An 18,834-nucleotide genomic window follows, 5' to 3' on the forward strand; every position below is an offset into this window, starting at 1 on the left:
GATCGTCCCCGACGTCGACATGCTGATCCGCCGCTTCGACGAGCGGGACTATCTCCTCGACGAGGGCACCGCCACGGCGCTGTTCCTGGCGCTGCAACTGGGGCGGCCGTTGCTGCTCGAGGGGGAGCCCGGGGTGGGGAAGACGACCGCGGCCAAGGCGCTCGCTGCCGCGTTGACCACACCGTTGGTGCGACTGCAGTGCTACGAGGGCCTCGGCGCCGACGAGGCCCTGTACGACTGGAACTACCAGCGGCAACTGCTGGCCGTGCGGGTCTCCGAGGCGCGCGGTGACCGGCTGCAGGAGGCGGACCTGTTCACCGAACCGTTCCTGCTCGAACGCCCGATCCTGCGCTGCGTGCGGCACCGCGGGCCGATCCCACCGGTGTTGCTGATCGACGAGATCGACCGCGCGGACGACGAATTCGAGGCGCTGCTGCTCGAGTTCCTCGGCGAGGCGGCCGTGACGGTGCCCGAGATCGGTACGTTCGTCGCGGACCGGCCGCCGATCGTCGTGCTGACGTCGAACCGCAGCCGGGACCTGCACGACGCACTTCGCCGACGCTGCCTCTACCACTGGATCGACTACCCGGCTCCGGAGCGGGCCGCGGCGATCCTGCGTCGCACGGTTCCCGGCGCGACGCAGCCGCTGATCGCGAGCGTCACCGACTTCCTGGGCGTGGCCCGCCGTCTCGACCTCGACAAGGCGCCGGGCGTCGCCGAGGCCGTCGACTGGGTGTCGGCACTCGCCGCGCTCGGCGCCGCCGACCTCGTGGCGGCCGATGCGCTCGCGAGCCTCGGCGCGATCGCGAAGACCCCCGACGACCGGACCGTGCTGGCCGAGGCGGTGACTGCGTACGCCGCGTGCGGGAGGACAGGATGAGAGGACGACGATGAAGATTGCAGACCAGTTCACGGTCGACGCCCCCATCGAGCGGGCATGGGAGGTGCTCACCGACCTCGAGGGCATCGCACCGTTGTTGCCGGGCGCGCGGATGACGGGCCGCGAGGGCGACGACTACCTCGGCACCGTCAAGATCAAGGTGGGGCCGGTCACGACCGAGTTCGCCGGCCGCGCCTCCTTCGCCGAGAAGGACGCCCGGTCCCACACCGCGGTGATCGACGCGCGCGGCAAGGAGAAGCGGGGCAGCGGCAACGCGTCCGCCACCATCACCGCGCGCCTGCACGAGGAGGGTGACGCGACGCGGGTGACCGTCGACACCGACATGAAGGTGGTCGGCAAGCTCGCCCAGTTCGGCAGCGGGATGATCTCGCAGGTGTCCGCGAAGCTCATGGGGCAGTTCGCGTCGTCGCTCGAGGACCGGCTCGCTTCCGAGACGAGTGGCACTGCGACGGGTGCGCTGCCTCCGCCCGACAACGGCCCCGGCGTCGCTGCTGTGTCCGGGCTGACCGGGCCGGTCGCCGTCGAACCGGACGTCGAGCCCATCGACCTCGTGGCACTGTCCGGGATCGGGGCCGCGCGCCGGCTGCTGCCCTGGATCGCCGCGGCGGTCGCGGCCGCCGTCGTCTTCACCGTCCTGCGAGCGCGCCGGCGGTGACGGCCCCCGACGCTCCGGCCCCACTGCTGCGCGGGGTGGACCTCGCGGCGTTCGCCGTCGCGTTGGTGTCGCGGGCGCGATCGGTCGGGATCGCGGTGTCGGCGAGCGGGGCGGGGCGGTTCACCGAGGCGCTGCGGGTGCTGCCGCCGACCGACCGGCGCCGGCTCTACTGGACCGCCCGCATCACGCTCGTCGGCCGCCGGATCGATCTCGAGCGATTCGATGCCGTGTTCGCGACGGTGTTCTCCGACGCGGTCCTCACGCTCGACCCGGCTGCCCGCGCCGCTGCACGGAACGGCCCGCACGATCGTTCCGTACGGCCGGAGCCCGGTCCGTCGGTGCACGAGGGAGATACGAGGGGGGAGCGGACGGCACTGCCGTGGGTGACGCGCGCCGGAGCGTCCGACGACGAGACCTCGGCGGCCGTCGGTGCCTGCAAGCGGTTACCCAGCCCGCGCGAGGATCTCGCGGGCGAGCCGTTCGACGCGTTCGACGACGCAGATCTGCGGGCACTCGGCGCACGGCTCGAGCGGGCGCGGCGACGATGGCCGGCACGGCGGAGCCGTCGGCGCGAACCGCATCGGCACGGCCGGGTGGATCTGCGGGCGACGATGCGTCGTGCGGGACGTACCGGGTTCGAGCCGGTCCGGGTGGCGCGGGACCGGCCTCGCCCCCGTCCGCGTCGCATCGTGCTGGTGTGCGACGTGAGCCGATCCATGCGCGGGTACGCCGACGCCTGTCTGCATCTGATGCGCGCGGTCGTGCTCGGATCCCGGCCCGGCGACGCCGAGGTGTTCGTGTTCTCGACCCGGCTCACTCGGCTGACGCCGACGCTTGCGCACCGCAGCGCCGAGGTCGCCGCCCAGCGCGCGACCGAACGAGTCGTCGACCGATTCGGCGGCACTCACATCGCCCGCAGCCTCGACGCACTGTTGTCCTCGCCACACGGGTCGTCGTTGCGCGGCGCCGTCGTGATCGTCGCCTCGGACGGCTGGGACAGCGACGACCCGGCCGACCTGGCGGGGGCGGTGGCCCGGGTCGGCCGCCGCGCCCACCGACTCGTCTGGCTCAATCCCCGCGCCGCCCAACCGGGTTTCGAGCCGCCCGCCGGGTCGATGGCCGCGGCGTTGCCGTACTGCGACGACTTCCTGCCCGCGCACACCGTGGCGGCGCTGGCGGAGGTGCTCGAGATCGTCGGGGGCCCGCCCGCGCTCCGGCAGCCGCGGCCGGGGCGAGGCACGAGTCCGACAGATTGTCGTAGGTCCTACCCTGGTAGGCATGGCAACACCCGTGCGTGAGCAGACCGAGCACGCTCCCGTTCCCTCGTCCCGTCCCGGTTCCGGCCTGTTCTTCGCGGTCAGCGGCGTCTTCGCCGGCCTCGTCGCCGCCCTCGTGGTCGCCATGTCGGCGTCGCAGGCGCTGGTGCTGATGGGCATCCCGGATCCGGGCCCGCTCACCACGTACGGCCTGCCGGCCCTGCGCGCGGTCAGCGAGATCGCCGCCGTCATCGCGATCGGCTCGCTGCTGTTCGCGGCGTTCATGGTGCCGCCCCAGAAGTCGGGCGTCCTCGACATCGACGGCTACCGGGCGGTGCGCACCGCCTCGCACGCCGCGTTCGTGTGGGCGGTCAGCGCGGTGATCCTGGTGCCACTCACGCTGTCGGACACATCGGGTCAGCCGTTCTCGGAAGCCGTCAAGCCGTCGAACCTGTTCTCGGCGATCGGTCAGGTGGAGACGGCCGTCGCGTGGCAGTGGACCGCGATCATGGCCGTGGTCCTCGCCGTGCTGTGCCGGATCGCGCTGCGCTGGTCCTGGACGCCGTTCCTGCTGGCGCTGGGAGTCGCGACGATGATGCCGTTGGCGCTGACCGGGCATTCGTCCTCGGGGGGCTCGCACGACGTCGCCACCAACAGCCTGATCTGGCACCTCGTCGGCGCAGCGTTCTGGGCGGGCGGCCTCTTCGCCCTGCTCGCGCATGCCCGCCGTCGCGGTGCCCACACCGATGTCGCCGCCCGACGGTTCTCGTTCGTGGCGACCATCTGCTTCGTGGCGATGGCCATCAGTGGCGTCGTCAACGCGCTCGTCCGCGTTCCGCTGGACGACCTCTTCTCCACCACCTACGGGCGCCTGATCGTCGCGAAGATCGTCGCGCTGGTGGTGCTCGGTGTGTTCGGCTTCCTCCAGCGTCGACGCGCGCTGCCCGCGCTCGCCGCCGACCCGGAGTCGCGGGGCGCGCTCATCCGGTTCGCGGGCGCCGAGGCCCTCGTGTTCGCCGCGACGATCGGCATCGCCGTCGGACTCGGCCGCACTCCGCCGCCCCCGCCGTCGTCGGTGCCGACGCTCACCGAGGTGGAACTCGGCTACAACCTCGACGGTCCGCCGACCTTCGCGAAGCTGATGCTGGACTGGCGTTTCGACCTGATCTTCGGCACCGCCGCGATCGTCCTCGCCGTGCTGTATTTCGTCGGTCTGCGGACCCTGCGCAAGCGCGGCGACAGCTGGCCGGTGGGCCGGACCATCGCGTGGTTCGCCGGCTGCCTGGTTCTGCTCATCGGTACGTCGTCCGGTGTCGGCCGGTACGCACCGGCGATGTTCAGTGTTCACATGGGCGCCCACATGGCGCTGTCGATGCTGGCGCCGGTGCTGCTGGTGCTCGGCGGACCGTTCACCCTCGCGCTGCGGGCGATGCGCCCCGCCGGCAAGGACGGCGTCCCGGGCCCGCGTGAATGGCTACTGGCGTTCCTGCACAGCCCCATCTCGCGTTTCCTCACCCACCCGCTGGTGGCGTCGGTGCTGTTCGTCGGCGGCTTCTACGCGCTGTATCTCGGCGGCATCTTCGGGGCCAACGTCGACAGCCACACTGCGCACCTGCTGATGAACGTGCACTTCATCCTCAGCGGCTACCTGTTCTACTGGGTCGTGATCGGCGTCGACCCGTCGCCGCGGCAGTTGCAGCCCATCACCAAGCTGGCCATGGTGTTCGGGTCGCTGCCCTTCCACGCGTTCTTCGGTATCGCGCTCATGAGCATGGGCGAGGTCATGGGCGCGACGTTCTACCGGTCGCTCGGCCTCGACTGGAACACCGACCTGCTCAACGACCAGCAGTTGGGCGGCTCCATTGCGTGGGCCACCGGCGAGGTTCCGCTGGTGCTCGTCATGCTCGCGCTGCTGGTGCAGTGGTCGCGCAGCGACCAGAAGACCGCCAAACGCGTCGACCGTGCCGCCGAGCGCGACGACGACGCGGACCTGGCCGCGCACAACGCGATGTTCGCCGAACTCGCGCGACGTGACCGGGAGGCCGGCCACTAGCACGCACCGCCGACAGGCCCCGGGCGTCCGGGCGCCTTCGGCGCACCCTGTGGATGGCGATTCGGTTCATCCACAGATCACCCCGCCGGCCCGTTTCCGGGCGCGATCCACGGCACAGTCGAATGCACCGTCCCGACCGGGGCGGTGCATTCGCCGTCTCGGGGACCCACCCGAGCGGCCGATCCAGGGGGATGGCGATGTACGAAACGCACGGCACGGTGGTGGGCACCGTGATCACCGACCCGATCAAGCGTGAGACCACGTCCGGCGAGGAGGTCATGAGCTTCCGGATGGCGAGCAACGTCCGTCGGCGGGACCGCGAATCCGGCGAGTGGGTCGACGGCGGCACCCTGTACCTGACGGTGAGCTGCTGGCGCCGGCTCGTGCAGGGCGTGGGTGCGTCGCTGATGAAGGGCGACCCGATCATCGCGCACGGCGAACTGCGCACCAACGAGTACAAGACGCGCGACGGCGAGCCGCGCTCCGACCTCGAGATGAGGGCCACAGCGGTCGGTCCGGATCTCGCGCGCTGCAGCGCCCGGCTCGACCGGTCGGGCCGGGCGCGGGGCGGCGCGACCGACGGATCCGAGGGCGAGGCTCCTTCCGAATCGGAAGGCAGGGACGGGGAGGCCGGTGCCCGTGAGGAACGGGTCGAGGCTCTCACCGGGTAGGTCGGAAAGGTTCGGCGTTTCGCCGGGCGAACCATCCGGTGGTCTGCGACAGTGACTGCGGCCCAGGCCGAACGGAAACGAAAACCCGAGGGAGCGAACATGCGTCGATCGATCGGTGAGTCACTGCGTCGCGCGACCGCGGTCGGGGCGGTGTTCGCCCTCACCGCGCTGGTGCCGGCGGTGGCGTCGGCGGGCGGTGCACCCGCCGACGCCACGGCGGGGAAAGTGCAGTCCGTCGAGGCTCTGCCGGCAGGGCTCGGACTGCCCGGCGCCGCGCGGGAGTACCGGATCACGTACATCACGCGCGATGCGGTCGGGCGTCCAGCGGAGAGCTCCGGAGTGGTCTTCGTCCCGCAGGGCACTCCGCCCGAGGGTGGGTGGCCGGTGTTGTCGTGGGCGCACGGCACGGTGGGTCTGGGCGACGCGTGCGCGCCCTCGCGGAATCCGCGCAGCCAGCGCGACGCGAACTATCTGGGCCATTGGCTGTCCCAGGGGTATGCCGTCGTGGCGACCGACTACATCGGGCTCGGCACCCCGGGCGTCCATCCCTATCTCCAAGGGGCCTCCGAGGCGACCGCGGTGATCGACATGGTGCGCGCGGGCCGGGCCGTGGTGCCGGAGCTGTCACCGCGGTGGATGTCGATCGGGCAGTCGCAGGGCGGGCACGCGGCGCTGTTCACCGCGCACGACGCGACTCGCTATGCACCCGAACTCGACTTCCGCGGCGCCGTCACCACCGGCGCGCCGTCGAACCTCGAGACGGCGTTCTCGATCGGCGGACCGTGGATTCCGCCCCTCGGACTGGACGGGCTGACGGTGTTCGCGACGTACATTTTCGCCGGGATGCGCGCGGCCATGCCGCAGGTCGACGTCGACAGCTACCTCACCCCGCGCGGCAAGGAACTCGTCGACGCGGCCGAGACCCTGTGCTACGACGAACAGTCCGAGGCAGTGAAGGGCGTGTCGGTGGGCGAGTTGCTGACCAGATCGCTCGGCGAACCCGCGATGCATGCCGCCATGACCGAGTATCTGGGCGTGCCCACCACTGGTTACGACCGGCCGCTGTTCATCGCGCAGGGGCTGCTCGACACCGTGGTCCCGGCACCGCTGTCGTTCAAGCTCATCGCCGACCTGCGGCTGGCCGGCGTCGACGCCACCTACATGACGTACCCGACCAACCATGACGGGACGATGGCCGCGTCGCTGCCGGACTCGACGCCGTTCGTCCGGCAGCGCCTGTGACCCCCTCTCCCATCAGGTGAAGCTGCAGCCCGGCGCGACCGGGACGCCGTCGAACCGGTCGAGGAGGTACCGGACAGGAGTGCCCTCGACGTAGGCGTCGTCGATCAGCGGTCCGAAGTGGTTGCCGAACGTGGTGCCCGGTGCGAGCGGCGGCAGTTCGTCGGTGTGGAACGTGACGCTCGCGCCGCGGTCACACCAGTCGACGGCGAGTTGTCGGGCCTGACCGTAGGGGACGGTGTCGTCGTTGCGGCCGCTGGAGACCAGGGCCGGCACCCGTGGTGCGACGGTGCCGATCCGCTGGTCGCGCAGAACCTGCAGGGCCTCGGGCACCTCGCGGAGGTTGTCGAGCAGGGGCCGGCCGTCACGCGTGAAGCTCCGAGTCTGCAGGAACGGCCGCTTCGTGATGATGTCGGCGATGCATTCGGTGCCGATACCGTCGAGCGCTGCCTGACCCTCCGGGGTGAGCCGCTCCTGCACCACCGACCGCAGTTCGGGGTAGCGGGCGACGAAGCCGTTGACGGCGAAGCCGATCGAGCCGCCGATGAGGTTCCCGTCGATCTGTTCCAGCACCTGCTCGAGATCGGCGGTCGGGCCGCCGGCCCACACCCCCTTGACGTTCAGTTCGGGCGCATACGACGCCGCAAGTTCCGCAGCGGCGGCAGTGGCCCCGCCACCCTGTGAGTAACCCCACAGCGCAAGCGGTGTCGCGTCGTCGCCGACGAGCGCGTTCGCGGCGCGCGCCGCGTCGAGCACGGCGTGCGCCTGCTCGATCCGGTTGACGTAGGTGTGGGTGCCGGGTGTGCCGAGCCCGATGTAGTCGGTCACGAACACCCGCACCCCGAGCGCCGACCACACGCCGGCCGACACCGCCTCTTGGTTGGCCGACACGAACAGCGGATCGACGCCGGCGTTCAATCCCGTCGAGAAGGCCCGGGACATCGCGCACTGGTCGCCCTGTCCGGACGTGCCGGGCGCGATGACGACGGTCGGCCGCGGGCCGTGGCCGCGCCACGGATGGGTGCTGTCGATGAAGGTGCCGGTCACCGCGGTCGGTGTGCCGTCCTGCAGGCGGGAGGTGTACATCACGAGTTGCGCTGCGACAGGCCAGGTCCCGTCGGACTCGGGGATGGTCGCGAATAGCGGCAGCGGTTCGCTGCGAACGATGCCGCCGGGGGCGTCCGCCGACAACGCCGGCGGCGAATAGAAGTCGGGCGGGGAATCGGCGCCGGCCCGGCCGGGTACGGCGACGGTGAGTGCGGTTGCGGCACAGGTCACCAAGGCAGCGACGGCGGCCCGTCCGGGGGTCCTGCGGAACATGTTCATGGAGTGCTCTTCCGAAGAGGGAGGTGCACGGACGGTCAGATGACGACCCCGACGTCGTGCGCGACGATCCGGTCGAGCGCACGTTCGGCGACGGCGGCGATCGTCATCGACGGATTGCAGGCGGCGGTGTTGCCGGGCATGAGGGCGCCGTCGAGGACGTACAGCCCACGCTGGTCGTGGACCCGGCCCTCGAGATCGCACACCGTCTCCATGCAGGCCCCGCCCAGCGGGTGCCACGTGGACGGGACGATCGCGTTGGTGTCGGTGACGATGCTCGTCGGGCCGGCGATCGCCCGGACCGTCCGATCGATGTGACCGGTCTGGACGGCCCAGTCGCCCTCGTGCGGCCAACGCAGCACCGCGTCGCCGCGCGCGGGGTCGTAGTCGAAGCGGCCACGGCCGTCGCTGACGCCGTAGCCGACGAGCATTGTGCTGTGCACGTCGACCGACAGCGACGGGATCGAGGCCTGGATGACGGTGTGCGCCGTCGCCGGGTCGTCCCAGTTGAGGCTGCCGTAGACGACGGGGCCGCCCTGCGCGACGCCGAACTCACGGTCCGGCGTCGTCCACACGTAGATCCGGTCGGCGTTGGTTCCCCAGCCGTCGCCGAGACCGTCGGGCAGGTCGGAAATCCGTCCCTGTCCCGCGGCCCGCACCAGCATCCGGGTCGTGTTCAGGCTGCCGGCGGCCATCACCAACGCGTTGGTGGTGAGGATCTTGTTCTCCAGGATCCGGCCGGTGGTGTCGATCCGGTTCACGTGCACGGCCCAGCGGCCGTCCGGTGCTCGCCCGACGTCGGTGACCTCATGCAGCGCCTGCACCGTGACCCTGCCCGTGGCCTCGGCGGCCGCGATATAGGTGACGTCGACGGAGTGCTTGCCACCGTTGTTGACGCCGAGCGCGCCGTCGCCGTTGGTGTACGACGGCCGCATCACCCCGCGTAGCTCGTCGAGCGCGTACTTCCAGTCGATCGGCATCGGGATCTTCGACAGCGGCAGCCCGGCGCGTTCGACGTGCTGCGCGAAGGTCCGCGGCGCGAGGTAGCTCGGGCTGTCGACCAGTTCGTCGGGCGCGACGGAGAGTTGCAGCATGCGTGCCACGCGCGGGTAGTGGACGCGGTCCATCTCGGTCCAGTCGATCCCGGTGGGGAAGTGCGTCGTGAAGACGGCCTCCGCCGGTTGCAGCGACATGCCCTGGTAGATGAGGGATCCGCCGCCCACACCCGCCGCGCACAGCGCGGTGATGTTGTCACCGGGCACCGCCTCGACCAGCCCGGTGAACGGTTCGACGAGAATCGGGCGGCCGAACAGCTGTGGTACGGACTTGTACCACAGTGCACGCTTGTCCGGTGCCGTCGGGCTGGGGAAGGTCGATGCGTTCGGCCCTGTGGGCCAGCGGATTCCACGTTCGAGGACGGTGACCGGCACACCTGCCTCGGCGAGACGCAGAGCGGTCACGCCGCCACCGAACCCCGAGCCGATCACGATCACCCGGTGGTCCTCACGGGTGAGCGGTATCCGGTCGACGCGGGCCGCGATACCCACGGCGGCGCGGGCCGTCACCGGCGCCGCGAGCGTCATCCCGGCGACCGCGGCAGCGGTCAGAAAGGAGCGTCTCTTGATGTCGGGCACAGCACATCCCCCGGTTCGTACGCAGTGGTGGCATCGGTCGAAGGTGCCCTCGACGCGCTGTGGGCGTACGAAGGGTCCCTTCAGCCCCGGGCGGACGGGTGGTCAGCCGCGCGGAGTGATCCGACTCACTCCGGAGAGCGAGCTAAAACTAGACACTTGTCGGCTCGACTGTCAAGAACTTGGGGAGGGGTACGCGTCTACCGGTCGAGCGTCAGAGCAGGCGCGAGCCAGCGCGTGAGGAACCGGCGCAGCTCGTCGTCGGCGTGCAGCGTCTCGTCGTCGAAGAAGACGACCGACAGTGCGAGGTGCAAGGTGATCTCGGTGATGTCGTCGGCGCGGTCGGCGAGTCGGGGCTCGCGCTCGACGAGCGGTGAGAGGAGTTCGCGGGCAACCGGTTTGGCGCGGCTGATCATCCCCGGATCGAACAACGGATTGCCGTCGCCGGCGCGGAGCAGCGCGCGCAGGACGGGTGTGTCCCGGACCGCTGCCCGGCCGGCGACGACGAGTTCGACGACGTACTCGACTGCCGACTGTGTGGCCGCTAGCCGGGCACGGATGTCGCCGAGCACCTCGACGGCGAGACCGGCGATCGCCTGTGAGACGAGATCCTCGCGCGTGCCGAAGATCGAGTACACCGTCTGCCGGGTGACACCCGCAGCGGCGGCCACGGCTGCGATGTTGACACCCTCGAACCCGGCGCTGCCGATCAATCCGAGAGTGGCGTCCAAGATCTTCTTCCGCGACCGCACCGCGTCATTATCGGGTACCGGTCGCGCACGGGGGAGAGGTGCGGGACCGGCGCGGTAGGCTGGCGGTCGAGTCGTACGTTCTCGCAGCCGGTGAGCTGCGCTTTTCCAGTCCAGATTGGAGCCTTTGGGTGGCTGAGTTCATTTACACGATGAAAAAGGTGCGCAAGGCGCATGGCGACAAGGTCATTCTCGACGACGTCACCATGAGCTTCTACCCGGGCGCCAAGATCGGTGTGGTGGGCCCGAACGGCGCCGGTAAGTCGAGCATCCTGAAGATCATGGCCGGTCTGGACCAGCCCTCGAACGGCGAGGCCTTCCTCGACCCCGAGGCGACGGTCGGCATCCTGCTGCAGGAGCCGCCGCTCAACGAGGAGAAGACGGTCAAGCAGAACGTCGAGGAGGGCCTCGGCGAGATCAAGGTCAAGCTCGACCGGTTCAACGAGATCGCCGAACTCATGGCGACCGACTACTCGGACGAGCTGATGGAGGAGATGGGCAAGCTCCAGGAGGAGCTCGACCACGCCGACGCGTGGGACCTCGACTCGCAGCTCGAGCAGGCGATGGACGCGCTGCGGTGCCCGCCGGCCGACGAGCCGGTCACGCACCTGTCCGGCGGTGAGCGTCGCCGCGTCGCGCTGTGCAAGCTGCTGCTGAGCAAGCCCGACCTGCTGCTGCTCGACGAGCCCACCAACCACCTCGACGCCGAGTCGGTGCTGTGGCTCGAGCAGTTCCTCGCGAGCTACCCCGGCGCCGTCCTCGCCGTCACCCACGACCGCTACTTCCTCGACCACGTCGCCCAGTGGATCTGCGAGGTCGACCGCGGCAAGCTGCATCCGTACGAGGGCAACTACTCCACCTACCTGGAGAAGAAGGCCGAGCGCCTCGAGGTCCAGGGCAAGAAGGACCAGAAGCTGCAGAAGCGGCTCAAGGAGGAGCTCGCCTGGGTCCGCTCCGGCGCCAAGGCCCGCCAGACCAAGAACAAGGCCCGCCTCGACCGGTACGAGGAGATGGCCGCGGAGGCCGAGAAGCACCGCAAGCTGGACTTCGAGGAGATCCAGATCCCGACGCCGCCGCGCCTGGGCAACGTCGTCGTCGAGGTCGACCACCTCGACAAGGGTTTCGAGAACCGGGTGCTCATCAAGGACCTGTCGTTCACACTGCCCCGCAACGGCATCGTCGGTGTCATCGGCCCCAACGGTGTCGGCAAGACGACGCTGTTCAAGACCATCGTCGGTCTCGAGCAGCCGGACTCCGGCACGGTGAAGGTCGGCGACACGGTGAAGCTGAGCTACGTCGACCAGTCCCGCGCCAACATCGACCCCAAGAAGACGGTGTGGGAGGTCGTCTCCGACGGGCTCGACTTCATCGAGGTCGGTCAGAACGAGATGCCCTCGCGCGCGTACGTCTCCGCGTTCGGGTTCAAGGGACCGGACCAGCAGAAGCGGTCGGAGGTGCTCTCCGGTGGTGAGCGTAACCGTCTGAACCTCGCGCTGACCCTCAAGGAGGGCGGCAACCTGATCCTCCTCGACGAGCCGACCAACGACCTCGACGTCGAGACCCTCAGCTCGCTCGAGAACGCCCTGCAGCAGTTCCCGGGCTGCGCCGTCGTGATCTCCCACGACCGCTGGTTCCTGGACCGTACCTGCACGCACATCCTCGCGTGGGAGGGCAACGTCGAAGAGGGCAAGTGGTTCTGGTTCGAGGGCAACTTCGAGGCGTACGAGGCCAACAAGGTCGAGCGGCTGGGTGCCGATGCGGCGCGTCCGCACCGGGTCACCCACCGCAAGCTGACCCGCGACTGACCCCGTGTCGAACCAGGTCTACAGCTGCGACGTCCAGGTGCGTTGGGGCGATTCCGATCGCCTCGGACACGTCAACAACGCCCGCGTCGTGGAGTACATGCAGGAAGCGCGGTCGCTCTTCCTGACGGAGGGTGCGGCGTCGTCGGGCGCCGCACCCCGGGCCGTCGTCGTCCGCAAGATGGACGCCGAGTTCCTGCGCCCCATCACCGATGCCTCCGGCCCGGTCCGGGTGGAGGTGTCGGTGGTCCACGTCGGGACGTCGTCGTTCACGTTGCGGCACGTCGTCAAGGACATCGCCGGCACCGTCTGCGCCAAGGGCGACGCCGTCATGGTCGGCTTCGACGCGCGGGCGGAGACGTCACGTGTGCTCTCAGACGTCGAGCGCGAGGTGCTCGGCCGCTACCTGCCGGCCACGACGCCCGCGTAGCCCACGCGGGGGTCCCTCCGGGACCCGTCCGCACCGGCAGTTCCGCGCGACCCGGGGTCGCCGCGGTTAGGCTCGCCATTGAGCCAACCGCGGTGATCTCGAACAGGGACGGAGCGTCGCGATGACGGATTCTGTAGATACCGACTGGTCACTGACGCTGTCCTCGGACGTGCGGGCCGGCCTGGCGGACCTGAGGGCGGTGTATTTCCGTCACACGTCCGCCGGCGAACCCGACAGCGTCCTCGACCGGCACGCCGACGCGATCGTCCGGGAGCACGTGTTGCTCGCGGCGCGGCGCCTGCCGGGTGAAGCGGTCACCCGCGTCCACCGTCCGTCCGACGGCTCCGGCGTCGGGGCCGCACTGCAGATCGTCGCCGACGACATGCCGCTGCTCGTCGAGTCCGTCACCGCATTGCTGGGCCGACTCGATGCGTCGATCAGCGAGGTCGTCCATCCGATACTGGGTGTGCGCCGGGACGCCGACGGCATGCTGGAACAGATTCTCGCCGACGTCCCGATCCGCGACCTCCCGACCGATGCCCTCGCGGAGTCGTGGATGCACGTGCAACTGCATCCTGCGACCGAGGACGAGATCCTCGACGAGCTCGAATCTTCCATCGCCGCGGTGCTCTCCGACGTGGGACAGGTCGTGGCGGACACCGATGCCATGCGCGGTCTGCAACTCGCGGTCGCGGCCGAACTCGATGTCCGAGCGGAGAATCCGCCGCCCGGCCGGTCGGCCGACGAACTGCGAGACTGCGCGGACCTGCTGCGCTGGCTCGCCGACGGGCACTACACCGTGCTCGGCTATCGCCGCTACGAATGCGGAGACGACCACCGCACCCGGCGGATCCAGGAGAGCGGACTGGGTGTACTGCGGTCGGAAGCCCACGCCGACGAGCACGTCAGAATCCCGCTCACGGTGGACATTCCGGATCGTCCGCTGTTGGTGTTGACGCAGGGCTCGGCGCCGGCCACGGTGCACCGGTCGGTGTATCCGTACTTCGTGGGTGTCAGCATCCTCGACGACGACGGTGCGATCGTCGGTGAGCATCGCTTCCTCGGGGTGTTCACGGTGACCGCAATGCACGAGAACGTCCTGGAGATTCCGGTGATCGCGCGTCGGGTGCGCACCGCGATCGAGCGCGCAGGTTTCGGTATCGACTCCTTCTCGGGCCAGGCGATGCTCGAGGTGGTGCAGTCGTTTCCGCGCACCGAACTGTTCTCGATCGACGCCGACGCGTTGCTCGAGACGATGACCGCGGTGCTCAACATCGGGCTGCGCCGGCAGATCCGACTGTTCATGCGCGAGGACAGCTTCGAACGGTTCGTCTCGTGTCTGGTGTACCTGCCGCGGGACCGCTACACCACCCGGGTACGCCTGGCGATGCAGCAGATCCTGCTGGACGAGCTGGGCGGTGGATTACTCGACTACACCGCGCGGGTCTCGGAGGGGGACCTGGCGATGCTGCACGTGACGATCCGGAAGCCGCCCGGCTCACGCGACGGCCGCGTCGACACGTCGGAGGCCAATCGGCTCCGCATCCAGGGCCTGCTCGCCGAGGCGAGCCGCAGCTGGGACGACCATTTCGCGGACGCCGTGGCAGCCGATCCCGATGTGGATCCGGCCGTCGCCGCGAAGTATGCGGCCGAGCTCCCCGAGGCCTACAAGGAGGACTTCGACGCCGCGGAGGCGCTCGTCGACATCAGCCGCTTCGAGGGTCTCGACGCCGACTCGATCGACATGCGGATCCACCACGACTCGCCCGCTCCGGCGTGGCGGTGGCAGTTCGCGCTCTACTTCGTCGGCGACGGAATCTCGCTGTCCCACATACTTCCGGCGCTGCACAGCCTCGGTGTCGAGGTGCTCGACGAGCGTCCGTACGCGGTACGGCGTCCGGACGGCCTCCAGTGCTGGCTGTACGAGTTCGGGCTCGCGGTACCCCGGGAGCTGCTGGGTGACGCCGCGGCGGGGATCGGCGCGGACGGGCCCGGTGAACAGCTGCGCGATCGGCTCACCGGGGCGTTCGCCGCGATCTGGCACGGGCGGTGCGAGGCGGACCGGTTCAACGAGCTTGTGCTGCGCTCCGGGCTGGACTGGCGGCAGGTTTCGGTGCTGCGCGCCTACGTGAAGTACCTGCGCCAGGCGGGCTTCGCCTACAGCCAGGGGCACATCGAGTCGGTGGTACTTGCGCACCCCGAGGTGGCCCGCCTGCTCGTCGAACTGTTCGAGTCGATGTTCGACCCCGACGCCGCGTCGGCGCAGCGGTCGGAGTCCCTCGAGCACGACTTGCGCACGGCGATCGACACGGTCGTCAGCCTCGACGTCGACCGCATTCTGCGGGCGTTGTTCGGGCTCGTCCGTGCGACGTTGCGCACCAACTACTTCGTGCAGGGGGCCGACGGGCTGTCGCGAGAGTTCCTCTCGCTCAAGTTCGAGCCCGCCCGCATCGCCGAACTGCCGAAGCCGCGCCCGCAGTTCGAGGTATTCGTGTACTCGCCGGAGGTCGAGGGCGTGCACCTGCGGTTCGGTCCGGTCGCGCGCGGCGGACTGCGCTGGTCGGACCGGCGCGAGGACTTCCGCACCGAGATCCTCGGCCTGGCCAAGGCGCAGGCGGTGAAGAACGCGGTGATCGTCCCGGTCGGTGCGAAGGGCGGTTTCGTCGTCAAGCAGCCGGTGGCGCCGACCGGTGATGCGGCCGTCGACCGCCAGGCGGTACGAGATCAGGGGGTGGCCTGCTATCGCAAGTTCATCTCCGGACTGCTCGACCTCACCGACAACGTCGACCGGGTGAGCGGCGCCGTGGTGCCGCCCGCGCGCGTTGTTCGGAAGGACGGGGACGACACGTACCTCGTCGTCGCGGCGGACAAGGGGACCGCGACCTTCTCCGACATCGCCAACGGCGTGGCCGCCGACTACGGGTTCTGGCTCGGCGACGCGTTCGCGTCCGGCGGCTCGGCCGGCTACGACCACAAGGAGATGGGCATCACCGCCCGGGGTGCGTGGGAGAGCGTCAAGCGCCACTTCCGGGAACTCGGGATCGACGTGGCCACAGACGATTTCACGGTGGCCGGAATCGGCGACATGAGCGGCGACGTGTTCGGGAACGGGATGCTGCTCAGCGAGCACATCCGGCTGGTCGCGGCATTCGACCACCGGCACATCTTCCTCGACCCGACGCCGGACGCGGCGCGCTCGTTCGCCGAGCGGCGGCGCATGTTCGCGTTGCCGCGCTCGTCGTGGGACGACTACGACCGCGCGCTGATCAGCGAAGGCGGCGGCGTGTACGCGCGGACCGCGAAATCGGTACCGGTGAGCCCACAGGTGCGGGCCGCGCTGGGACTCGGCGACGACGTGACCGAACTGTCGCCGCCGGATCTGGTCAAGGCCGTGTTGCAGGCGCCGGTCGACCTGTTGTGGAACGGCGGTATCGGCACCTACGTCAAAGCGGCGTCGGAGTCCGACGCGTCGGTGGGCGACAAGAGCAACGACGCGGTTCGCGTGCTCGGGGCCGACGTCCGTGCCCGCGTGGTCGGGGAGGGCGGCAACCTCGGTGTGACGCAGCTGGGACGAATCGAGTACGCGCTGCACGGGGGCAAGATCAACACCGACGCGATCGACAACTCGGCCGGTGTCGACTGCTCCGACCACGAGGTCAACATCAAGATCCTGCTCGACGCCGTCGTCAGCAGCGGTGAACTGCCGAGCGCGGACCGCGATCCTCTGCTCGCATCGATGACCGACGAAGTGGCCCGACTGGTGTTGGCGGACAACATCGCCCAGAACGACCAGCTCGGCATGTCCCGTGCCAGCGCGCCCCAAATGCTGGGGGTGCACCGTCGTCTGATCGCCACGCTCGTCACCCACCACGGGCTCGACCGCAAGCTCGAGGCGCTGCCCACCGAGGCCGAGTTCGGCCGGCGGGCGCAGGCGGGCGGCGGGCTCACCTCTCCCGAGCTGGCGACGGTGATGGCGCACGCCAAACTCGCGCTGAAGCAGGACCTCCTCGCCACCGAACTGCCGGACAGCGACTTCTTCGCCGCTCGTCTGCCCGGTTACTTCCCGGAGCCGCTGCGCGATCGGTTCGGCGCGGCGATCCGCGGGCACTCGCTGCGTCGCGAGATCGTGGCCACGATGCTGGCGAACGAGGCGATCGACAACGGCGGCATCACGTACGCGTACCGGCTCGCGGAGGACGCGGGCGCGTCGAGCACCGACGCGATCCGCGCCTACGCCGCGGTGACCGAGATCTTCGAACTGCACGACGTGTGGTCGCGGGTCGGGACGGCCGACGTGCCGTCGGAGGTCTCGGATCTCCTCATGCTGCAGTCGCGGCGGGTGCTGGACCGCGCGTCGCGCTGGTTCCTGTCGAACCGGCCGCAGCCGATCGCGGTGGGTGCCGAGATCTCCCGCTACTCGAGTGAGTTCCGCAGGCTCGCGCCGAAGGTGCCGGGCTGGCTGCGCGGCCACCACGTCACCGATCTGGAACGCCGATCGCGGTCGGCGATCGCGGACGGCGCCCCGCGCGAACTCGCGCTCGAGGTGTACCGGCTGCTGGACCTGTTCTGTCTGCTCGACATCATCGACGTCGCCGACATCTGCGAGCGCGACGGCGAGGAGGTGGCGGAACTGTATTTCGCGCTGGACGCGCACCTGGGCATCGACTGGCTGCTCACCGCCGTGTCCGACCTCGCCCGCGGCGACCGGTGGCATTCGCTGGCCCGGCTGGCGCTGCGCGACGACCTGTACGGGTCGCTGCGCTCGCTCACCCTCGAAGTCCTCGTCGGCGGTGAACCGGACGAGACCCCCGAGGAGAAGATCGACTACTGGGAGTCCACGAACGCCTCACGACTCGCGCGATCGAGGTCCGCGCTGGCCGAGATCTTCGAGTCTGGAACGCTGGACCTTGCGACGCTGTCGGTGGCGGCGCGTCAGGTACGCAGCATGGTGCGGGGTGTGGGCACCAGATCGGAGGTCGGAAGGTGAGCGGTTCCCAGGAGACCGTGCACAACGGGAAGGCCGTCGGCGCGCAGCCGGTGGGATTCCATACACGGGTCGTGGTCCGGTGGTCGGACATGGACGCGTTCCAGCACATCAACCATGCGCGCATGGTGACGCTGCTCGAGGAGGCGCGGATCCCCTGGCTGTTCGAGGACGGCGCGCCGACGGTGACGTTGCGCGACGGCGCGGTGATCGCCGACCTACGGGTGCGGTATCGCGGGCAACTGCGTCACGAGGACAGCCCGCTCGACGTGCTGATGTGGGTGGAGCAGATTCGGGCTGTGGACTTCACGATCGCCTACGAGGTGCGTCCCGGGGGAGCGGCGCCGTCGACGCCGCCGTCGATCGTCGCGTCGACGCAGATCGCGGCCTTCGACATCGGGACGCAGCGGCTGCGGCGGCTGACCCCGTCCGAGCGCGGGTACCTGGAGTTGTGGAAGCGTGCGTGAGCGTGTCCTGACGATTCCCTCCGAAGCTGATCGCGCGGATCTCGCGATGTTCGTCGGGCGGGCGATCCGGCTCGACGAGGCCGCCGTCGTCCGGTTGAAGCGGAGAAGCGGCGGACGAGTTTCGGTCTGGGCGCCAACGGGTTTCGATGCCCTGGCGACCCGTGTCGTGGCCGGCGACGTCCGCCCTGCCGACACCACCGCTGCGGGGGACGAGCTACTGCGCGCGCTCGCCGGGGACGGCGGCGACATCGATCCGGGATTCGCGATGGATTCGGCTTGGCGTGGCGCCCTTCCGCCGGAGTCGGGCTTCGTGCACGTGGACGACGTCCCGGCCCGGGTTCTCCTCGATCTGGCGCAGCGCGGCGCCGCACTGGCGAAGGAACACGGCAGCGCGCAGGGGCCGCCGACATCGCTGCTCGAGCAGAAGGTTCTCGAGGTCGCGGGCGGTGGTACCGAGGTGGCGATCGCCATGCGAACGGTGTTCGCGCTCACCGGAATGGGATTCGTGCCGCTCGCCGACGGTCGCCCGGCCGCCGCGGACACCGACGTCCACGCTATCGCCGAGACCGAGGTCGTGCGGGTACGGGCAACCCCGTCGTGGCTGCGCCTGGACGCGCGGTTCGGCTCGGTCTACGCCCGCCGTGCGGGTGCGATCCCGCTGTTCACGGCATAG

The 18,834-nt window shown here is 69.9% G+C and carries 14 protein-coding genes; 11 read left to right on the plus strand and 3 right to left on the minus strand.

What is annotated here, in order from left to right; all coding sequences use genetic code 11:
• The first annotated feature begins 19 nt into the window (after positions 1 to 19).
• From A6I89_RS03040 to A6I89_RS03065, 6 genes are all read left to right on the plus strand, one after another.
• On the plus strand, positions 20 to 880 hold the full coding sequence (locus tag A6I89_RS03040) for an AAA family ATPase (protein WP_044991273.1): 861 nt from the start codon (positions 20 to 22) through the stop codon (positions 878 to 880).
• Positions 881 to 890: 10 nt separating this feature from the next.
• Positions 891 to 1,556 carry an SRPBCC family protein gene (locus A6I89_RS03045; RefSeq protein WP_005512177.1) on the plus strand — a complete coding sequence of 222 codons (666 nt, stop codon included), beginning with the start codon at positions 891 to 893 and terminating at the stop codon, positions 1,554 to 1,556.
• Complete coding sequence (locus A6I89_RS03050) at positions 1,553 to 2,854, plus strand: vWA domain-containing protein (protein WP_022596800.1); 1,302 nt, start codon at positions 1,553 to 1,555, stop codon at positions 2,852 to 2,854. Before A6I89_RS03045 ends, A6I89_RS03050 begins: the two co-directional genes overlap by 4 nt.
• Positions 2,835 to 4,865 (plus strand): bifunctional copper resistance protein CopD/cytochrome c oxidase assembly protein, encoded by a 2,031-nt coding sequence (locus tag A6I89_RS03055; RefSeq protein WP_044991249.1) that lies wholly within the window; start codon positions 2,835 to 2,837, stop codon positions 4,863 to 4,865. Before A6I89_RS03050 ends, A6I89_RS03055 begins: the two co-directional genes overlap by 20 nt.
• A gap of 197 nt (positions 4,866 to 5,062) precedes the next feature.
• The gene (ssb, locus tag A6I89_RS03060; RefSeq protein WP_044991271.1) at positions 5,063 to 5,536 is read left to right on the plus strand and encodes a single-stranded DNA-binding protein; all 474 of its coding nucleotides are present in this window, start codon (positions 5,063 to 5,065) and stop codon (positions 5,534 to 5,536) included.
• A gap of 99 nt (positions 5,537 to 5,635) precedes the next feature.
• Positions 5,636 to 6,778, plus strand: a complete 1,143-nt coding sequence (locus A6I89_RS03065) for an alpha/beta hydrolase family protein (RefSeq protein WP_022596794.1) — start codon at positions 5,636 to 5,638, stop codon at positions 6,776 to 6,778.
• Positions 6,779 to 6,790: 12 nt separating this feature from the next.
• Here the strand turns inward: A6I89_RS03065 and A6I89_RS03070 are convergent, their stop codons facing one another.
• The 3 genes from A6I89_RS03070 to A6I89_RS03080 all read right to left on the minus strand — a co-directional run bounded on the left by A6I89_RS03070 (position 6,791) and on the right by A6I89_RS03080 (position 10,481).
• Complete coding sequence (locus A6I89_RS03070) at positions 6,791 to 8,101, minus strand: lipase family protein (RefSeq protein ID WP_022596792.1); 1,311 nt, start codon at positions 8,099 to 8,101, stop codon at positions 6,791 to 6,793.
• A gap of 35 nt (positions 8,102 to 8,136) precedes the next feature.
• Positions 8,137 to 9,732, minus strand: a complete 1,596-nt coding sequence (locus A6I89_RS03075; RefSeq protein ID WP_022596791.1) for a GMC oxidoreductase — start codon at positions 9,730 to 9,732, stop codon at positions 8,137 to 8,139.
• Between the two features lie 197 nt (positions 9,733 to 9,929).
• On the minus strand, positions 9,930 to 10,481 hold the full coding sequence (locus A6I89_RS03080; RefSeq protein WP_022596789.1) for a TetR/AcrR family transcriptional regulator: 552 nt from the start codon (positions 10,479 to 10,481) through the stop codon (positions 9,930 to 9,932).
• Between the two features lie 128 nt (positions 10,482 to 10,609).
• Between A6I89_RS03080 and ettA the strand changes: the two genes are divergently transcribed.
• The 5 genes from ettA to A6I89_RS03105 all read left to right on the plus strand — a co-directional run bounded on the left by ettA (position 10,610) and on the right by A6I89_RS03105 (position 18,834).
• Positions 10,610 to 12,283 carry an energy-dependent translational throttle protein EttA gene (gene ettA / locus A6I89_RS03085; protein ID WP_022596787.1) on the plus strand — a complete coding sequence of 558 codons (1,674 nt, stop codon included), beginning with the start codon at positions 10,610 to 10,612 and terminating at the stop codon, positions 12,281 to 12,283.
• 4 nt (positions 12,284 to 12,287) lie between these two features.
• Complete coding sequence (locus tag A6I89_RS03090; RefSeq protein ID WP_005512189.1) at positions 12,288 to 12,710, plus strand: acyl-CoA thioesterase; 423 nt, start codon at positions 12,288 to 12,290, stop codon at positions 12,708 to 12,710.
• A 121-nt stretch (positions 12,711 to 12,831) separates the two neighbouring features.
• Positions 12,832 to 17,697, plus strand: coding sequence for an NAD-glutamate dehydrogenase (locus A6I89_RS03095; RefSeq protein ID WP_022596786.1), 4,866 nt, complete (start codon positions 12,832 to 12,834; stop codon positions 17,695 to 17,697).
• Entirely contained in the window at positions 17,694 to 18,161 is a 468-nt protein-coding gene (locus tag A6I89_RS03100; protein ID WP_005512191.1) for an acyl-CoA thioesterase, read from the plus strand. The genes A6I89_RS03095 and A6I89_RS03100 overlap by 4 nt, the downstream gene beginning before the upstream one ends.
• Positions 18,154 to 18,834, plus strand: a complete 681-nt coding sequence (locus A6I89_RS03105) for a DUF8010 domain-containing protein (RefSeq protein WP_022596785.1) — start codon at positions 18,154 to 18,156, stop codon at positions 18,832 to 18,834. Before A6I89_RS03100 ends, A6I89_RS03105 begins: the two co-directional genes overlap by 8 nt.

The sequence above is a fragment of the Prescottella equi genome (genome assembly GCF_002094305.1).
GTDB lineage: Bacteria > Actinomycetota > Actinomycetes > Mycobacteriales > Mycobacteriaceae > Prescottella > Prescottella equi.